Below are 16,863 nucleotides of genomic sequence, written 5' to 3' on the forward strand. Positions count from 1 at the left end.
ATAATCGCGCTATCAATACATTTAGGAGTGAAAGAGATGAACATAACAACACTGCGTTCGGACCAAATTTATCAAAAGGTTGCCCAGGCTCCGCCCGAGGAAAAGCTTGAATTATTCAGAAACGAAATGATGGCTCCCTTTATGAAGCAGTGGGAAATTCAACAGATCCCTTTTAAAGCTGAAGAGGCGAACGGTTTTGACGTGATTACGTTTAACAGTATGATGCATCGAGCCCCTCATCAGATTACCCCTCAGATCTCGGCAGAGATCGAGCTGATCTCATCCGAAGACTTTTGGTTAGAGTGTGAGCATGCCGTGAAGAGAAGCTTGAATCAATTTGTTGAGCATGGCATAAATCTTCCCCTTTCCGATTATTTGTTTACCATTCAACTCGGGAATCCGGAAAGCCGTGCCTTAATCATAAACGAAGGATATAGCGGATTTGGGGGCATTCCCGGGTTTATCTGGGGTACGCTCCTGCCAAATGAGTACACAATGCCTCGAATGAAGGCTGCGCTGGCGCACGAATGCAACCATAATGTGCGATACCAATTTATTCAGTGGGATCACACCGTGAATTTGGGCGAGCTTATTGTAAGTGAAGGATTGGCTGAAAACTATGCTACGCTCATGTTTGGAGAAGAATTGCTCGGTCCTTGGGTAACGAAGACAAATGCAGAAACGCTTAACCGGCAGATAAAGCCTGTGCTTAGAGAGCAGCTGCAATTAACGGGGTTTGATCAAATTGCTCCGTATCTTTACGGTGACGAGATTGCAAAGCTTCAAAATTCCCAACCGGTCAATATGCCTTATAGTGCCGGATACGCTTGCGGATATTATTTGATCCGATATTATTTAAGAAGAACAGGTAAAACGATTTTCGAGGCCACCATCACGCCTGCTGCTCAAATACTAGACGAAGTAAAAGGATTCTGGGATGAAGAAACCATTATTAGCGGTTAAGGATATTGTTCAGATTACAGGCATTACGAGTCGGACCCTGCATTACTACGATAGAATTGATTTACTCAAACCGACACATCTGACGGAAAAAGGGTATCGCCTGTATGACCGAAGCAGCTTGGAAAAACTTCAAACCATTTTGTTTTTAAAGGAATTGGATTTTTCCTTGAAAGAAATTGCGGACATTTTAAAGCTGCCCAGACAAGAGCAGAATCAAATATTAAAGGAGCAGCGACAAACCTTATTCTTGAGAAAGCAAAGACTAGAGACGATCATGGCGGCTCTCGAAGAATACGTTTCGGGGAAAGATATCAGTAGTTTGCAGCTCTTCAACGGTACTTCCGTTCTGCCTTTGAAAGAGCAGTATGCAAATGAGGCGAGATTCTTTTATGGCGAAACCGAGGCGTATAAAGAGTTTAATGAAACGTTGGAAGAATTATCACCGGAGGATAAGGAAGCACGTTATCAATCCATGGAGGACATATTCAAACAAATGGCGTCTTGCATCGATCAGGATCCGTCCTCCGAAGAAGTTCAGCGATTAATCGAGGAGTGGAAGCAAAATCTGATGCAATTCATGACCTGTGATGCAGAGTTGCTGGCCTGCATTGCCCATACTTACAAATTCGACGCACGATTCAAAAACTATTTCAATCAATATGGCAATGAGGATTTAGCAGATTTCCTTTACTCCGCAATCATGCATAATATCAACCGGGAAGCATCTCGCGGCGGGCCGCTATCTCAGCCGGAGGATACCCTGGACTAAGGGGAGGACGTTACCGCGTCCTCCTTTTAAACTTGCTTATTTATAGTGGATGGTGATCTAAAAGCAAAAGAAAACCACCTAATCAGTCAAAAAAGACAGCCTGGACGGCTGCCTTCGAGTATTAATTGAGGTTAACAATAAAAAGAGAGGTTACTCATTTTTAGTCCTATAAGAATTTTTTATTTTTATGCTAACTTCACTAATAAACGTTGATCCCAGTAACAGGATAGCTCCGAATATTTGAAACACTGTCATACTTTCGCCTATGACAAGAGCTGAAATCAATAATGATGTTAGGGGATCTACATAACTTAATATAGCGATGCTTTGGCCTTCTAGCCCTTTCATTCCGGAAAAGAACAGGTAAAATCCCACGCCTGCATGCAGGATTCCCAAAATCAAAATAAGGATCAAAGAATCATTGGATATCTGAAATAATCCTGATTTCTCTTTCACAATAAAAAGGTAGGCAATCAACAATACCGAAGATAATAATAATTGTGTAACCGTGATTTCTAACCCGTTCATGTTCCTGATAAATTTGTTGGTCAAAGTCAGGATGGCATAAAAAGTGGCAGCGATAAGTCCATATACGATACCAAGCAAATGATTGCCATCTTCACCGCTTCTCCCGCTCTGTAAAATTAAAACCAACCCGAAAAGGGCAACACAGGCGCATAAACATTTTTTTAGAGAGAGCTTTTCTTTAAGGACAATAGGTGACACCACAATTACCAAAACAGGAGCGAAATAGTAACTTAAAGCGGCATTAGCGATTGTTGTTTCCTTATAAGACTGAAAGAGAAAGACCCAATTTCCGCTCAATGCGATGCTTGCAAGTAATAAGGTAAAAGCATTCTCTTTGATATTAAGCCAAGATGCTTTATTCTTGGTAATAATTGAGATTCCGAACAATAACAAACCGCCAATCAGACTCATGAATAGAGCTATTTCACTTGAACTCAAATCGATATACTTAGCAAATACTCCAACCGCACCGAAAATCACCATAGACAAAACGAAATACATTTTTTCTTTCAATTTTTTTCCCACTTTCTACTATTATGATGGTTAGACCGACAAGATCAAGTCTTCCATTGCATACAGTAGAATCTATGGAAAAGGTCCATCAAACTTCATGTAGACACCTTGACAGTAGATTCTACTGTTGTGGTTCTACAGGGGGGGCAATAAAATTATACATTTTTATCCTCCTTCACTAGTGGATTGATATATATAATGTGTCTGGCATGTTTTTACAGTATAACACACGAAATTTAACTTGGTTACGCTACAAAATACCATATACCGTTGCCCGTTAGCTTAACGAGAATATTCTTTGCAAATATAATTATTACGTTTCAATATTCCTCAGCATTTACTCGATTAATCAATACGGGTTCAATGCCAGTTGCCTCCCGATACCGCTGCTTGATTACGTCGCAGAACTTCGGATCAAGTTCCAGTGTCCGACAAACACGGTCGAGCTGGTCACAAGTCATCAAGGTGCTACCAGATCCACCGAAGAAATCGACCACCATATCTCCGTTCTGACTGCTGTTTTTGATCGGTATGGCCAGGAGCTCGAGCGGCTTCTGCGTCGGGTGAACATATTTGCTGATATCTCCACGGGAGACCTTCCAGACCGTCGCCGGTTCCTTTGGCTCACCAGGAAGCCCGGCGCGCCATACCGTTGATTGCCGCCGATCGCCATACCAAGCAGGAGCCTTACCCCGTAGATGAGCATAAAAGACCGGTTCGTGCTGCCAGCGATACTGCGACCAGCCAAAGGATGCTGCATTCTTCACCCAAACGCACTGGCTGCGAACGACAATACCGGCCGCGTTCATGGCATCCTCAAACTCGCGCTGGTACGAAGACGGGTGAAAGACATAGATAGCGGCCGTCGCCTCCATAATCGACGAATACCGTTCAAAGACGGAACGCAAAAAGCCCGCAAACTCCTCTGCGGGCATATCGTCGTTCATTATGCTGTTACGTCCATCCGCAGCAAGACGCTCTGAATCACTCTCGACTGCGACATTGTACGGGGGATCCGTGACAACTAGGGCCACCTTGGCTCCTTCCATCAACCGTTTCCGGATCCGTAGCATCTCCGAAGACTAACCGATGTGGACCGAGCTGCCAGACATCGCCCCGCTGCGTCTCCGGTTCTTTGATGTCATCCAATGCCTTCCCTACGTCGAAATCATCCTCAACGACCGACCCTTCAATATCTGGAACTTCGGGAAGAGCGCTGACAAGGTCCTCGATCTCCTCCTGGTCGAATCCGGACAAATAGAGATCCGCACCGGACCCCTGCAGTTCATCTAATAACCTTGCCAGCGCTTCCTCATCCCATCGTCCGGAAACCTTATTCAGCGCCAGATTGAGAAGCCGTTCCTGCTGATCGTCCAGGTCAACGACTGAAACCGAGAGCTCGGTCCGACCCAGCTCTTGGACTATGATCTTATATCGTTGATGCCCGCCGACCAAGTTGCCAGTGCGCTCGTTCCAGACGATTGGCTCCACATAACCAAACTCCTCGATGCTACGCTTTAGCTTTTCATATTCTGGATCTCCCGGCTGCAGATCAATCCTCGGGTTGTAAGCAGCTACGTTAATCTGATCTATCGAGATGACTCTGATATCCATGCCTGCACCATCCTATTTGAGTTGAGTTGGTTTTACATATACACGCACGCAAAATAGGGGCACACGCCAACGCTGTGCCCATTCTCTGCCGTTTTCCTGACACGTTCCTCTATTCGTGTCCATGATCGGTCACAGATGCCTTAAATCGGCTTAGATTTGGACGGTTGAGAGCAAAAACATCACAATTCGACATCAGGAAGTATTCCCCTTCTTGATACACCGCTGTTTGCTGCAAATCGCCAGTCGAAAAAAGAAAAGATAAAGTAAAGCCTAGTATCAAGTATCGACACTAGGCTTGTAAACAACTAATTCCAATGATGATACCGCATTTAGTGAAGTTTGTTCTACGTTCTGCTTATCTTCTACATTGAATACTAATATCATGAAGAGGTACATTATCAGCAAAAGCAAAATAATTATTGAGACTACAATAACTATCTTCTTCTTTAGTTTCATGTTGTCACCCCTTTATGATTTCCTCTTGTTTTTAACATATTCCAAATAATTATAACATAAAACAATTACAAATTACTTATTCCACCAGTAGCAGTTCCAGCTTTAGTAATTTGTACCCATTGTCTTTTAGTTCCTACTTGCAAACCCAACTTATCCCAGATAAAGTTCCAGGACCAATCAGTTGTAAATTTGGCTGAGGATTTATCCGAAGCTATGTCTACAGGATATTCTTTTTTTGCAATGTGAGCTAGCGGTACATAATTTTGAACCAATACCCCACGCGCATGGACAATTTCAGTAATTTGACTCGCGTTAGTTTTTACTTCGGTAGTCCTTACCTTTAACTCCACCCGTGTTTTCACAAAATCAAGACCCATTAACTGAGTAATACTTTCATGATAGTAAGAATAGTCTTTAGTATCTCCTATTGCCATCGGAGAAATATTAGATGAAGCAGGAGATACTTCTACCATTGATGAACGAACAACAAGGTCTCCATTATAGAATGATTGACTACCTTCTGTTTGTTCATTTATAGCAGAAAAAGTGGTTTTTAAAAATTCAGGATCATTTAAATAATCAACAAACTTTTGCTGTTTATCTTCCGGTAAACTAAGGAATTTATCTATATACTCATTAATATCTGTACTGTCTACAGAGTTACTAAATGAATATTTAACTTGAGTTTGTTTTAGAAAAGTAATGTAGTCTTCTGGAGTTTTAACATCATATGTAAGCTGAGACTCTACTGACTCTGTTGAATTCGCGCTAACACTAATAGGCACCGACAACAATAAGGACATTGAAACGACAGCAGCAATCAACTTTTTTAATTTTCTCAAAAATAATACCTCCCGTTTTAAATTAGGATAATATACCTCTATCCACCTTTATTGTGAAATTTTAGTACATTTATATCGTAAATATTTATATTTTCCTTGTACAGGAATTTATTTACATATTATTACTTTTACAAAGATAATAAAAAAGACGAGAAGAGGGACGCCCCGGTTACTATTGCTGCATTCATGCAGCCGTGCGTGTCATTCTCGCCTTTTTTCTATGATTACATCCTATCACGGGATAACCGTCATGTGGTGTTCAAATCAGGGTCAATGAACATTCAACTTATGTTCACATTAGGGTCAAAAATCATTCGTTCGGAAGCTCCGAATAAAACCTCTGTAAATTAGAGGTGAAGTCCTGAAATGATAAACGGGCTCTAACTTTAGAATCATCACTATTTAAATTTTGTCTAATTACATCGAACTTGCTGCTGTTTTCATCCACTAGTATTGGTTCAGATATATTCTCTATAATCGCGGTTATGCATAGATTTAAATTATCTGCAGCTGTGTTCAGATATTGAAAAGCTTTGGAGTACCTTTCTGAGTCATTCCACTCCTTAGACATATTGGACAATTCCGCCTGGATTTGCTCTACTTGTGGCCGTAAAATTTCAGCATCACTTATAGAGAGATTTGAAGCATCCTCATTTATTTCTTTAGTCAGTGTAAGTAGTCTTTCATAAATTGGAGTAGTCATTTCAACAAACTTAGCTTTTTCAACTTTATTTTGTTCTTTTTTGAGCGCTTCTTCCGCCATCGCCTTTAAAGCAATTGCCTCTTCACTGGTGGGCTCTTCTATTAAGGCACTATTTATAGACTCAAGAGATCCCTCATAATTCTCTTCTCTCATGGAATCTTTGGCCTGCCTCATATATCCCTCATACTTATTGAACATTGTACAAGCTGAGCAAACAAAAACCATCGTTGCAATAATTAATATTGTTCTTCTCATCAAAACAACTCCCTGCAGAACCTTCAAAGTCACAGGAATTTCCTGTTTTATAACTCTCATCATTATATCATTCATTATTTGTTTAATATATCCAATACGTTCGGCATAATCCTGTTCGAAAAGCCCCGCTCCTCAAGCAAAAAGAAGAAAGCAAACACCTTCCCAAAGGAAAATTGTGTTTGCTTTCTTTCGTCAATTAAGCTTTTCTTTTTCTGAACATGAGAACCAAGCCAGCACTCAAGGTGATGAGTCCTGCGAGTCCCAAGTTGAAGAGGTTTGTTGAAGTATTCGGCAGTTTATTGCTACCCTTTGCCCCCACTGGTACAGTAGAATCCCCTCCGATGTTTTCATCGGTAGGAGATTGAGCTCCATCGTTCTCTTCGGACGAGGAATCACCCCCGGAATGAGGTGGAGATGTCGGGTTGTCTCCCGATCCTCCCGTATCCGTATCGTCACCCGGATCAGTAGGGTTCGTGCCATTACCTGGATTTGTCGGATTGGTACCGTCCCCTGGATCCGTTGGATTCGTTCCATTGCCCGGGTCTGTTGGGTTGGTGCCGTTCCCTGGATCCGTCGGGTTCGTTCCGTTGCCCGGATTCGTTGGATTCGTGCCATTGCCTGGATTTGTTGGGTTGGTACCGTTGCCCGGATCCGGTGGATTCGTGCCGTTTCCTGGGTCTGTCGGGTTCGTGCCATCTCCAGGATTGGTTGGCGGTGTATTCGGCTCTGTTACTCGAACGGTAACTGTAACCTCTGTCTTGTTGCCATTACCATCATCTACAATAACCGTGAAGCTGTCTTCGCCAACAAAGTCAGGATCTGGGGTATACTTCCAGCTTCCATCTGGATTCACAATGACAGTTCCGTTCCCAGGTTGCTTGCCAGGAGTATACGTCAATGGATCTCCGTCCGGATCCGTACCATACACATCGCCTGTCACGGATGTACCTTTGTCCGTCGTTACTTCTTTATCCGGAGATACTGGAGGTTGATTTGTTGGTGGCGGTGTTGTTGGTTCCGTCACATCAACGATAATCTTAACCTCAGTTTTGCCGCCCCTGCCATCGTCAACGATAACCGTGAAGCTGTCCTCGCCAACAAAGTCAGGATCTGGGGTATACTTCCAGCTTCCATCTGGATTCACAATGACGGTTCCGTTCCCCGGTTGCTTGCCAGGGGTATACGTCAATGGATCACCATCCGGGTCGGTGCCATACACATCACCTGTCACGGAAGTGCCTTTTTCCGTCGTTACTTCTTTACCAGAAGATACTGGCGGGTTATTCGGCTTATCCTTTACGTCCACCGTTATCGTCGATGTCGTAACCCCGCCCTTACCATCGCTTACCGTGACGGTAAAGATATCCGGGCCAACATATCCTTGATCCGGCACATACTCCCACGTTCCGTCCGGATTAACAACTACCGTACCGTGCTTCGGATCACTTTCGATGTCGTACGTAAGCGTGTCCCCATCCGGATCAGTCCCATAGACACTGCCAGTTACCGATGTATCCTTCTGCGTCGTTACGTCGTAATTTTTGGTCACCGGCGGATTATTCGGCGGATCCTCTACGTTCACCTTCACCGTGGAGGTGGAGGTTCCGCCCTTGCCGTCTTCTACGATGACCGTGAAGCTATCTTCACCGACAAAATCCGGATCAGGAGTATACGTCCACGTTCCGTCCGGATTGACGACCACTGTACCATTTCCAGGAGGCGTTCCTGGGGTGAACGTCAGCGGATCGCCGTTTGCGTCCACGCCGTACACGCTTCCGGTTACGGTTGTGTCTTTCCATGTCGTTTCTTCAAAATCCGGCGCGATCGGCGGACGGTTCACATCGACCGTAACGTTGTTCGATTTCCGGGTTTCATGATTCCCTGTAAGCATATTATCATACTCTATGGTCGCTTGATTGGCTACAGTAGTCGTTTTGTATTTCGAGAGGATTTTAACTTTAAATTGGACCGTTGTCCCGTCAGGTAAGACGTCGACGTTCGGAAATCTGCCTGCCTGGCTTCCGTCCGCTCCGTTCCCTAACCGAACGACAATCCGATTTTCGCTTGCAATATACTCACCCTGGTCATCTCCCGCTGCATCCGTTAGTTTCCCGCTGTTAGGCCCGGATACGATTTCTAGGGAGCCGGGGATGTATCCCGTTCCGTCGGGGATAAGGTCCGTAAATAATGTGTTACTTGTCTCATCCCCTCCATCATTTTTAAAGTTGACCGTATAGGTTAAAGTATCTGCTTCCTGAACATTGTCAACGGGGTCTACGGACTTTGTGACGACTCCGCAAGGTTCCGTGCCTAAGAAGATATCGTCTAACAAATTACCATAATGTTGACTTCCACCAGCTGCATCTACGGAGTTAAAAGCAAACCGTGTTGTTGTTTGGCCTGTTGGTACTGTATAGGAGCCGGAATAATATTTCCACTCCGTATTTCCGGTACTAATTTGCTGAATTACCGGTAGCTGATCTATTGGAATATCCGCTGAGCCTATTTGTACAGCCATTGTATCGACACCCAGAAGCCCTTTATGAGCCAATCGCCAATAAATGGTTTGACCTGGCGTCGTTGTAACATCTTGATACAATGTCGATACTTGTTGCGCATTTAACTCAACATATTGATTCCCATGAGGTGGGTTAATCTTCATCCCTTCATAAATATATTCATTTTTCATAATTTGAATAAATTTATCAGAGGCTGTTGTTTTCCAACCTGGAACTTCATGCTCCTGAAAATACTGCCAATATGTTTCGGAGCCTGGAGAACCAGTATCCCCTGGCATTCTTGCAGTCGGCTGTTCAAAACTACCGTTAGTCAATACCACTCTCGGCCCGCATACGCCAGGCGGCGTCGGGTTTGGCGGATTAGTATCGAATTTTTGGGTTATTCGTGATGCTAAATCATAAACTCCGAGACCTGTAACCGAACCCAGATAAGTTGTACTCATTGTAGCAGGGTCAAGAGAATAATATGTAGGGTTTGTTGTATTCGCACCACTAGCAATTAGTAACTTACCGTTAGGTAAAAAGCTGAGTCCTCTTACTGTGCCTTCTACAGAAATACCATCTGCATTTGTGAAGGGAATTTCGCGTAATACTCTACCGGTGTTCGGGTCAATTTGAATGAAAGTATCTGTCTTAGCTGATGAAGGAGGTGAAGAAAACCAAACATAACCGTTACTATCAACTACCAAATCCCCCTCATCCCAAACGTACCCTTTAACTTCAGCAGAGGTTTGAGTTTTTGTAACCAAATCATATGATCTTATGAAACTTTGCGTACCGCTACTATAGCCATAGTAAAATTTTGTACCAGCAATAACTCCGTTACTAACACCTGTGGGTAACGCTGCTTCGAACTGGTAGCTACCGTCAGGATTAATACGGTACAGACCGCCACTACTTGCTGTGGGACCAAATGCGTAAAAAACGTTCTCCGTCTCTGATATAGCAAACCCGTTGCCATATAGAGGCATCCCAACTTCCACGCTTCCCTTGAGAGTGGTAGGATCGTTTCCATCCAGTTGATAGATATAACTTTTTGTTGTATTAAAATCATGAGCAAGACCATACGAATCAGTGTCATTAATAGTTATCCCAGTCGCTGCCTTTACCTCTGCCCCAAATGGGAGCGTTCCACTGAAAGTAATTAAACAGGCCATAAATAAAAGCTGGACTTTTGTTAACGATTTCCTAAAACGCCTGTTATCCAATCTTTCCCCTCCTATTCTTTCATGAAATTTAGGTCACAAAAAACAAATTGCCCTGTATTCATAGGACGATTGTTGTAGTGTCGTTTTTATCGACAATTATGCTCATTCTATCCTCCTCGCTTATTTATCTCATCTATAGACAAGGCTTGTTGCCTCGACTACCGCTTATTAAAATTCATAATAACTAAAAAGAAAAAACCGTCTTATAGCAAACGCTAACAGACGGAGTTGTCCGTCGTATTCGGCAGCTGGCTGGCAGTAGCATTTGCATTGTCTGCAAATCCGTTAGCCCCTCTAGCTTTGCGTCCCCATTTTTCAATGAGTTTGCCACTATCGTACGAGCTTATATGTAGTTGAAATTTTTAACATTTACTAAAACATATAATATATCAGTATCACAAGTTAGGTTCTTTAGTCTCATTTTTTGTAGTTATTTCTTTTTATTTGTCGTTTTTAGGAAGAATATGACTAGCATACATATCATTATTGATAATAGGAAGGGGTTATTTAAAATCGAATTAATTATCATTAAATGAAAACAAATATTTAATAGAGATAGCGGCAAACTAAGGCCCAATCAGCATCTTAGTTTGCCGCTCTTTTGGGTATTCTCAAAAACTTTAATTTTTTGCTCTTAGCTTTTTATGCACGATGCTTCTTGTGTTTTTTGCATTTTACAATGACTTTTTGTCCAGGTTTGAGGACAATAACTTTAACCTTATGATGATGTTTATTCATAAGAACGAACTCCTCCTTTCGAAGAAGATAATTCATACTATGCAGACATTTAAAAATGAACTGGACTAATAACTTATCTTCTCAAAACTCCTCATGGTCCTGCTCAAAGAATCCCATTAGCTTTAATGTATTGGCCATACTCTCGGTTCCCTCAAGTATCTTCCTGCGGATCGTGCTATCGGACAAACCATGTCGAAAGATCAACAACGTCTCCTTATAAGAGTATCCCTGCATGTATCTGTAATCGACAGCCTTCCTTGACTCGTCATCCTGTATCAAACTATGGCCCTTTCAAGTTGCTGCGGTGTAGAACCGATACCGTTGATACACCCAGCGCTGCTTTTGAATCGGTATCGTAGCATTGGCTCTCTTGTCCGCATGCAGATCCTCCTGATCGATCCGGCGGGCGACTTCTCCGTCAATTGTCGTCTGCTTCAACTCTTCCTCAAACTTTTCAAAATCCTGCATAAGCAGTGTCATTTCTTTATATTAGCTGAGCAGGAATTTTGTCCGCTGGATCTCTGCTTCATTTGCCTTTGGAAAGAGCTCTGCTTGTCTCCATGCCACCGCCATAATGGTGAGTGGAATTAATTATCTTCAGACCCCCGCCCCGACCAAGGATGTGGGGGGCTTTGCTTTGTCATCTACTATTACCTCGTTTGTTAGTGATACCCCAACAGCATTCATGAACCTTCTATTATTTTTGAACAATAAAGTTGGTTCCAAAAGCATGCCATTCTACTATTTTCGATAGAAATCCAAACCAACTCTACTATCTTTGAATATGTTGAAGTATCTAGAAAACGGGAGGTGATTACTATGTCCCGGAAAAAAAAGAAGGTAGTTATTATTATCGTCGTAAAATAATGAAGTCGTATAAAACACGCCGCTAGATTAACTGAACGATCAATCTTGCAAGAAAGGGCCACTAGCTGGCCCTTTCTTGCTTTCCTTTTAAAAGAAATTAAATCGAGTGCAAAGAAGCTATTCTAAATACAATTGGTGACTCGATCTTAGGGAACCAAATCGAGGACGAAAAACCCACTTTACTCGACTAAAGGTTAGAAGAATGTTAGACGTGCAGGTTATTTAACAAAAACGGCGCGTTTCCGATAAACTCGGAAAACCGCGCCGTTATTGACTTTCTAAGGATGCTGGTGAAGGGAATTGAACCCCCGACCTACGCATTACGAGTGCGTTGCTCTACCCCTGAGCTACACCAGCAAGTTTGTTATTTTGAAACAACAAAATATATTATATTCCTTCGACGGGAAAATGCAAGTCCCTCATTAATGGAAAAAACACCCTATAGGAGAGTTGCATTACCCGCCTAATTTCTCCTGCACCGATTGAATCTTCTGCTTGCTTGAGGATGCCCGGTCGCGCCGGTCGTCAATTTTGACCGAGGTGGATACCCGCTTGGCGCCCGCCAAGAACGGCGCCTCGTGCAACGCCTCGATTGCACGCCAAATCATAGGAAGCTCCCCTTCAATAATCGTGCTCATCGAAGTCAATTCGTACGATATTCCCTCCTGTTGCTTCAATATACGCTGCATTTCCGCGACATATGAGCTTAAGCTGGTCGTTGCCGTTCCGATCGGAATGACCGTTACTTCTGCAATTGCCATCACAATAACCTCCCTCGAAGCATTCCATTCATCCACAACGTGGTTGAATCCGATATAGATATCATATCAATTCCGGGGCGTCTTTTCAAAATTTCGTAAAACTCATCAACACACAATATCTTGTATGTCCAAGATCAAATTTTTATATGAGTCATACGATCCGTTGTCAAAACGCAACCGATGCGGAATCCGCGCAAAAACCGTCGCATTTGGTCACAATCCATGGAATCTTGAGCGGTTTTGACTGTTGGCCAACTAGCATATTACCTGTCCGTTTGCTATAATTCTCCTTGCGTTTATTTTTAAGAAATTGGTTTACAGATACAAGATATTGGGTTACATTAGATTAACGACAACCAAATATAGTGTGTACAGGTGCCGCGCTAGCCTATCAGGCAGTCCGGCTTAATAGGGAAGCATGGTGAAAATCCATCACGGACCCGCCACTGTAAAGGCCTCGGGGCTGTTATGCATATACAGCTGCCGGCAGTTTGGCAATACGTCACTGAAGTTCCCCGAAAGCGAACTTTGGGAAGACGCCGAATATGTACGGCCTAAGTCAGGAGACCTGCCTGTATACTTCAGACACCGACCTACGGGGTTATAGGGATGTGTGTTCGTGAAACTGCGTCTGTACATAACATCATGCCCGAATATGGGCTTATGTCAGCTTTATTCAAACCATCCACAGCGCACGGACATTTTCAAGCCTGCCCTTAGGTTTTAGAAAATGTTTTTTTCATGTTCTTTTTTCAATTTCCCCCAAAGAAAGCGAGGATTTTTGTATGCCCCAGCTCGTAGTTAAACCAAATAACCGTCAGCTTGCCTTCGATGAAATCCGCCTCTCCGTTTATGCCGACCGGATCCTAAAGGGATTGGACATGCTAGACAAGGAGCGTCTGCTTCGAGGCGTGAATGCCAAACTCCGCGGTGAGCAAGTTACCGGCGAGGAAATCAGCAATGCCTTCACGATGTCCGCGCTTGAGCTCGTATCCAAGGAAGAGCCTGATTGGAAATTTGCGGCGGCTCGTTCATTCCTGACATCTTTATATAAAAAAGCGGCCCACAACCGCCGCTACAAAGCCTATCCGGAAGAGCCTTACGGCGCTTTCTATCCGCTCATTACGGAGCTTGTCCAGAAGGGCATCTATCGTGAAGACCTTCTGACCTGCTATACGAAAGAGCAAATCGAGGAGCTCGGCGAGTGCATTGATCCAAGCCGCGACCTGCTGTTCGATTACATCGGTCTCTTGACGCTGGCCGAGCGTTACCTTGCAACGGATTTCGACGGACGCGTGATGGAGCTCCCGCAGGAGCGCTACATGGTCATTGCCATGTTCCTTATGCACCAGGAGCCGGAAGACAAACGCCTCGAGCTTGTTAAGGAAGCATACTGGGCAATGAGTAATCTGTACATGACGGCTGCAACGCCAACGATGTCCAACGCCGGCAAGAAGGTCGCAGGCCAGCTCTCCAGCTGCTTTATCGACACCGTTGACGATTCCCTGGAAGGCATCTTCGATTCCAACACCGACGTAGCCCGTCTTAGCAAAATGGGCGGCGGCATCGGCGTCTACCTCGGCAAGGTTCGCGCACGCGGCTCCGATATCCGCGGCCACAAGAACACCAGCTCCGGCGTCATCCCTTGGATCCGCCAGCTGAACAACACGGCGGTGAGCGTTGACCAGCTCGGCACACGCAAAGGCGCCATTGCGGTCTATCTGGACGTGTTCCACAAGGACATTTTGTCCTTCCTTGACCTGAAGCTGAACAATGGCGATGAGCGCATGAGAGCGCATGACGTGTTCCACGGCGTATGTCTGCCTGACCTGTTCATGGAGGCTGTTGAAGCCCGTGAAGAATGGAGCCTGTTCTGCCCGCATGAAGTGAAGAAGATCATGGGCTGGAAAGATGAGAACGGCCGCCCGCTCGGTCTTGAGGACTTCTACGATCAAACGCCGGGTCAAGGCGCGTTCCGCGAGAAATATGCGGAGGCCTTGGCGAATCCGAACCTGCCGCGCATTACCGTGCAAGCAATCGATATTATGAAGCGGATCATGAAATCCCAGCTGGAGACCGGAACTCCGTACATGTTCTACCGCGATACGGTAAACCGTGCGAACCCAAACTCCGCCCATGGCATGATCTACTCTTCGAACCTGTGCACGGAAATCATGCAGAACCAGTCGCCAACCGTGGTTGAGCAAGAAGAGCTCGTCACCAAAGACGGCCAAACCCGGATTGTGATTTCGAAAATCCCTGGCGATTTCGTTGTCTGCAACCTGAACTCCATTCACTTGGCCCGTGCGGTGCCTGCCGGCGTGTTGGAGCGGCTCGTACCGATCCAGGTTCGCATGCTGGACAACGTGATCGACATCAACAATATCGAAGTGCTGCAAGCTCAATATACGAACAGCCAGTACCGCGCTGTCGGACTCGGCACCTTCGGTCTGCATCATCTGCTGGCCCTCGAAGGCATCCGCTGGGAATCCGACGAAGCGGTTGAATACAATGATAATCTGTACGAACACATCAATTACCTGCTCGTGAAATCCAGCATGGAGCTGGCCAAGGAAAAAGGCCACTATCCGAAATTCAAAGGCTCTGCCTGGGAAAGCGGCGAATACTTCACGTTCCGCGGTTACACGGACGGCGAGCATGAAGGCAAATTCGTAACGACCGAGCAGTGGCGCGAGCTGCAAAAGGAAGTTCAAGAGCACGGCGTCCGCAACGCCTGGATGTTCGCGATCGCGCCGAACGGCTCCACGTCGATCATTGCCGGTTCTACGGCAAGCATCGACCCACTGTATGAGCTGCTGTCTTATGAAGAGAAGACGACGTATAAAGTGGCCAACCCGGCTCCGGATCTGTCTGAGAAAACCATCTGGTATTACAAAACAGCCTTCCTGATCGACCAGCATTGGTCCATCAAAATGGCGGCTGCCCGTCAGCGCCATGTGGACCAAGCACAAAGCTTCAACCTGTATGTTCGTCCTGACATTCGTGCATCGGAGTTCCTGGACCTGCACCTGCATGCCTGGAAAGCCGGCATCAAGACGACGTACTATGTGCGCAGCCGTGCGCTGACGATCGAAGAATGCGAGAGCTGTGCAAGTTAATTTCGAACCCACCCAAACCCTCCCTTCCAAGGGAGGGCCCCAAGGGCTCTGCCCTCTGGACACCCGCAAGGTTGTGGAATGATCGGGTAAGGCGCTTCTTTCAGGTACTTTGGTGCTAGGAGCGCTTTCTCCCTGCGGGAACGCTGGAATGTTGGCGCAGGGACGAATGATTTCATGCGTGCTTTGATGGTGCGACTTTCTGCGGGGATCGCTCTCCCTTTGGGATTCGCTGCTCATGCGGCGCGAACACAATGAGCGGCTGCGTGTGTGTTTAGTGCAACTTCCTGCAAGGATCGCTCTCCCTTCGGGATTCGCTGCTCATGCGGCGCGAACATAATGAGCGGCTGCGTGCATGTTTGGTGCAACTTCCTGCAAGGATCGCTCTCCCTTTGGGATTCGCTGCTCATGCGGCGCAAACACAATGAGCGGGCTGCTTCCGTGTTTGGTGCAACTTCCTGCAAGGATCGCTCTCCCTTTGGGATTCGCTGCTCATGCGGCGCGAACATAATGAGCGGCTGCGTGCATGTTTGGCGCAGCTTCCTGCAAGGATCGCTCTCCCTTCGGGATTCGCTGCTCATGCGGCGCGAACATAATGAGCGGCTGCGTGCATGTTTGGCGCAACTTCCTGCAAGGATCGCTCTCCCTTTGGGATTCGCTGCTCATGCGGCGCGAACATAATGAGCGGCTGCGTGCATGTTTGGCGCAACTTCCTGCAAGGATCGCTCTCCCTTTGGGATTCGCTGCTCATGCGGCGCGAACATAATGAGCGGCTGCGTGCATGTTTGGCGCAACTTCCTGCAAGGATCGCTCTCCCTTTGGGATTCGCTGCTCATGCGGCGCAAACACGTTGAGTGACGGTGTGCATATATTTGGGAGCGAAGCGAACATCCGTTGAGTAAGCTACAAAAAAAGACTACAAGGGTAAGGGTATCCAATCGGAGGAGTTTACGTCCGCCTTTGGGAGCCCTTTGCACCCTTCCAATACATTCAGGCAAAGGGCGGACAACA

11 protein-coding genes, 1 tRNA gene and 2 riboswitches are annotated in these 16,863 nt (G+C 45.5%); of the genes, 3 read left to right on the forward strand and 9 right to left on the reverse strand.

Annotated features, from left to right (window positions below; all coding sequences use genetic code 11):
• The first annotated feature begins 36 nt into the window (after positions 1–36).
• Positions 37–963 carry a DUF2268 domain-containing putative Zn-dependent protease gene (locus BBD41_RS11495; protein ID WP_099477670.1) on the forward strand — a complete coding sequence of 309 codons (927 nt, stop codon included), beginning with the start codon at positions 37–39 and terminating at the stop codon, positions 961–963.
• Positions 938–1,732: a MerR family transcriptional regulator gene (locus BBD41_RS11500; protein ID WP_099477671.1), complete on the forward strand. Its 795-nt coding sequence runs from the start codon at positions 938–940 to the stop codon at positions 1,730–1,732. Before BBD41_RS11495 ends, BBD41_RS11500 begins: the two co-directional genes overlap by 26 nt.
• A 150-nt stretch (positions 1,733–1,882) precedes the next feature.
• Here BBD41_RS11500 and BBD41_RS11505 read toward each other — a convergent pair whose 3' ends face one another.
• The 9 genes from BBD41_RS11505 to BBD41_RS11545 all read right to left on the reverse strand — a co-directional run bounded on the left by BBD41_RS11505 (position 1,883) and on the right by BBD41_RS11545 (position 12,736).
• Positions 1,883–2,773, reverse strand: coding sequence for a DMT family transporter (locus BBD41_RS11505; RefSeq protein ID WP_099477672.1), 891 nt, complete (start codon positions 2,771–2,773; stop codon positions 1,883–1,885).
• Positions 2,774–3,093: 320 nt separating this feature from the next.
• The gene (locus BBD41_RS30550; RefSeq protein WP_335582732.1) at positions 3,094–3,846 is read right to left on the reverse strand and encodes a DNA-methyltransferase; all 753 of its coding nucleotides are present in this window, start codon (positions 3,844–3,846) and stop codon (positions 3,094–3,096) included.
• The gene (locus BBD41_RS30555; protein WP_335582733.1) at positions 3,758–4,387 is read right to left on the reverse strand and encodes a ParB N-terminal domain-containing protein; all 630 of its coding nucleotides are present in this window, start codon (positions 4,385–4,387) and stop codon (positions 3,758–3,760) included. Before BBD41_RS30555 ends, BBD41_RS30550 begins: the two co-directional genes overlap by 89 nt.
• A gap of 521 nt (positions 4,388–4,908) precedes the next feature.
• A complete protein-coding gene (locus BBD41_RS11520) occupies positions 4,909–5,685 on the reverse strand; it encodes a hypothetical protein (protein WP_099477674.1) in 777 nt (258 codons plus the stop codon).
• Between the two features lie 310 nt (positions 5,686–5,995).
• Complete coding sequence (locus tag BBD41_RS11525) at positions 5,996–6,643, reverse strand: hypothetical protein (protein ID WP_157929290.1); 648 nt, start codon at positions 6,641–6,643, stop codon at positions 5,996–5,998.
• Between the two features lie 196 nt (positions 6,644–6,839).
• A complete protein-coding gene (locus tag BBD41_RS11530) occupies positions 6,840–10,370 on the reverse strand; it encodes a DUF11 domain-containing protein (protein ID WP_099477676.1) in 3,531 nt (1,176 codons plus the stop codon).
• Positions 10,371–10,610: 240 nt separating this feature from the next.
• Positions 10,611–10,709, reverse strand: a riboswitch (cyclic di-GMP riboswitch).
• A 690-nt stretch (positions 10,710–11,399) separates the two neighbouring features.
• The gene (locus BBD41_RS30270) at positions 11,400–11,576 is read right to left on the reverse strand and encodes a hypothetical protein (RefSeq protein WP_237087061.1); all 177 of its coding nucleotides are present in this window, start codon (positions 11,574–11,576) and stop codon (positions 11,400–11,402) included.
• Between the two features lie 684 nt (positions 11,577–12,260).
• Positions 12,261–12,332 (reverse strand) — tRNA-Thr (locus BBD41_RS11540).
• A gap of 98 nt (positions 12,333–12,430) precedes the next feature.
• On the reverse strand, positions 12,431–12,736 hold the full coding sequence (locus tag BBD41_RS11545; protein WP_099477677.1) for an MTH1187 family thiamine-binding protein: 306 nt from the start codon (positions 12,734–12,736) through the stop codon (positions 12,431–12,433).
• Between the two features lie 356 nt (positions 12,737–13,092).
• A riboswitch (cobalamin riboswitch) is annotated at positions 13,093–13,326 on the forward strand.
• A gap of 195 nt (positions 13,327–13,521) precedes the next feature.
• Here BBD41_RS11545 and BBD41_RS11550 point away from each other — a divergent pair.
• Positions 13,522–15,855 (forward strand): ribonucleoside-diphosphate reductase subunit alpha, encoded by a 2,334-nt coding sequence (locus BBD41_RS11550; RefSeq protein WP_099477678.1) that lies wholly within the window; start codon positions 13,522–13,524, stop codon positions 15,853–15,855.
• The last annotated feature ends 1,008 nt before the right edge of the window (positions 15,856–16,863 follow it).

The sequence above is a fragment of the Paenibacillus ihbetae genome, from assembly GCF_002741055.1.
Lineage (GTDB): Bacteria > Bacillota > Bacilli > Paenibacillales > Paenibacillaceae > Paenibacillus_AQ > Paenibacillus_AQ ihbetae.

Coding starts and splice junctions, on each gene's coding strand:
- BBD41_RS11495 (WP_099477670.1), top strand. CDS start 37: ATGAACATAACAACACTGCGTTCGGACCAAATTTATCAAAAGGTTGCC.
- BBD41_RS11500 (WP_099477671.1), top strand. CDS start 938: ATGAAGAAACCATTATTAGCGGTTAAGGATATTGTTCAGATTACAGGC.
- BBD41_RS30550 (WP_335582732.1), bottom strand. CDS start 3,846: ATGCTACGGATCCGGAAACGGTTGATGGAAGGAGCCAAGGTGGCCCTA.
- BBD41_RS30555 (WP_335582733.1), bottom strand. CDS start 4,387: ATGGATATCAGAGTCATCTCGATAGATCAGATTAACGTAGCTGCTTAC.
- BBD41_RS11525 (WP_157929290.1), bottom strand. CDS start 6,643: ATGAGAAGAACAATATTAATTATTGCAACGATGGTTTTTGTTTGCTCA.
- BBD41_RS30270 (WP_237087061.1), bottom strand. CDS start 11,576: ATGCAGGATTTTGAAAAGTTTGAGGAAGAGTTGAAGCAGACGACAATT.
- BBD41_RS11545 (WP_099477677.1), bottom strand. CDS start 12,736: ATGGCAATTGCAGAAGTAACGGTCATTCCGATCGGAACGGCAACGACC.
- BBD41_RS11550 (WP_099477678.1), top strand. CDS start 13,522: ATGCCCCAGCTCGTAGTTAAACCAAATAACCGTCAGCTTGCCTTCGAT.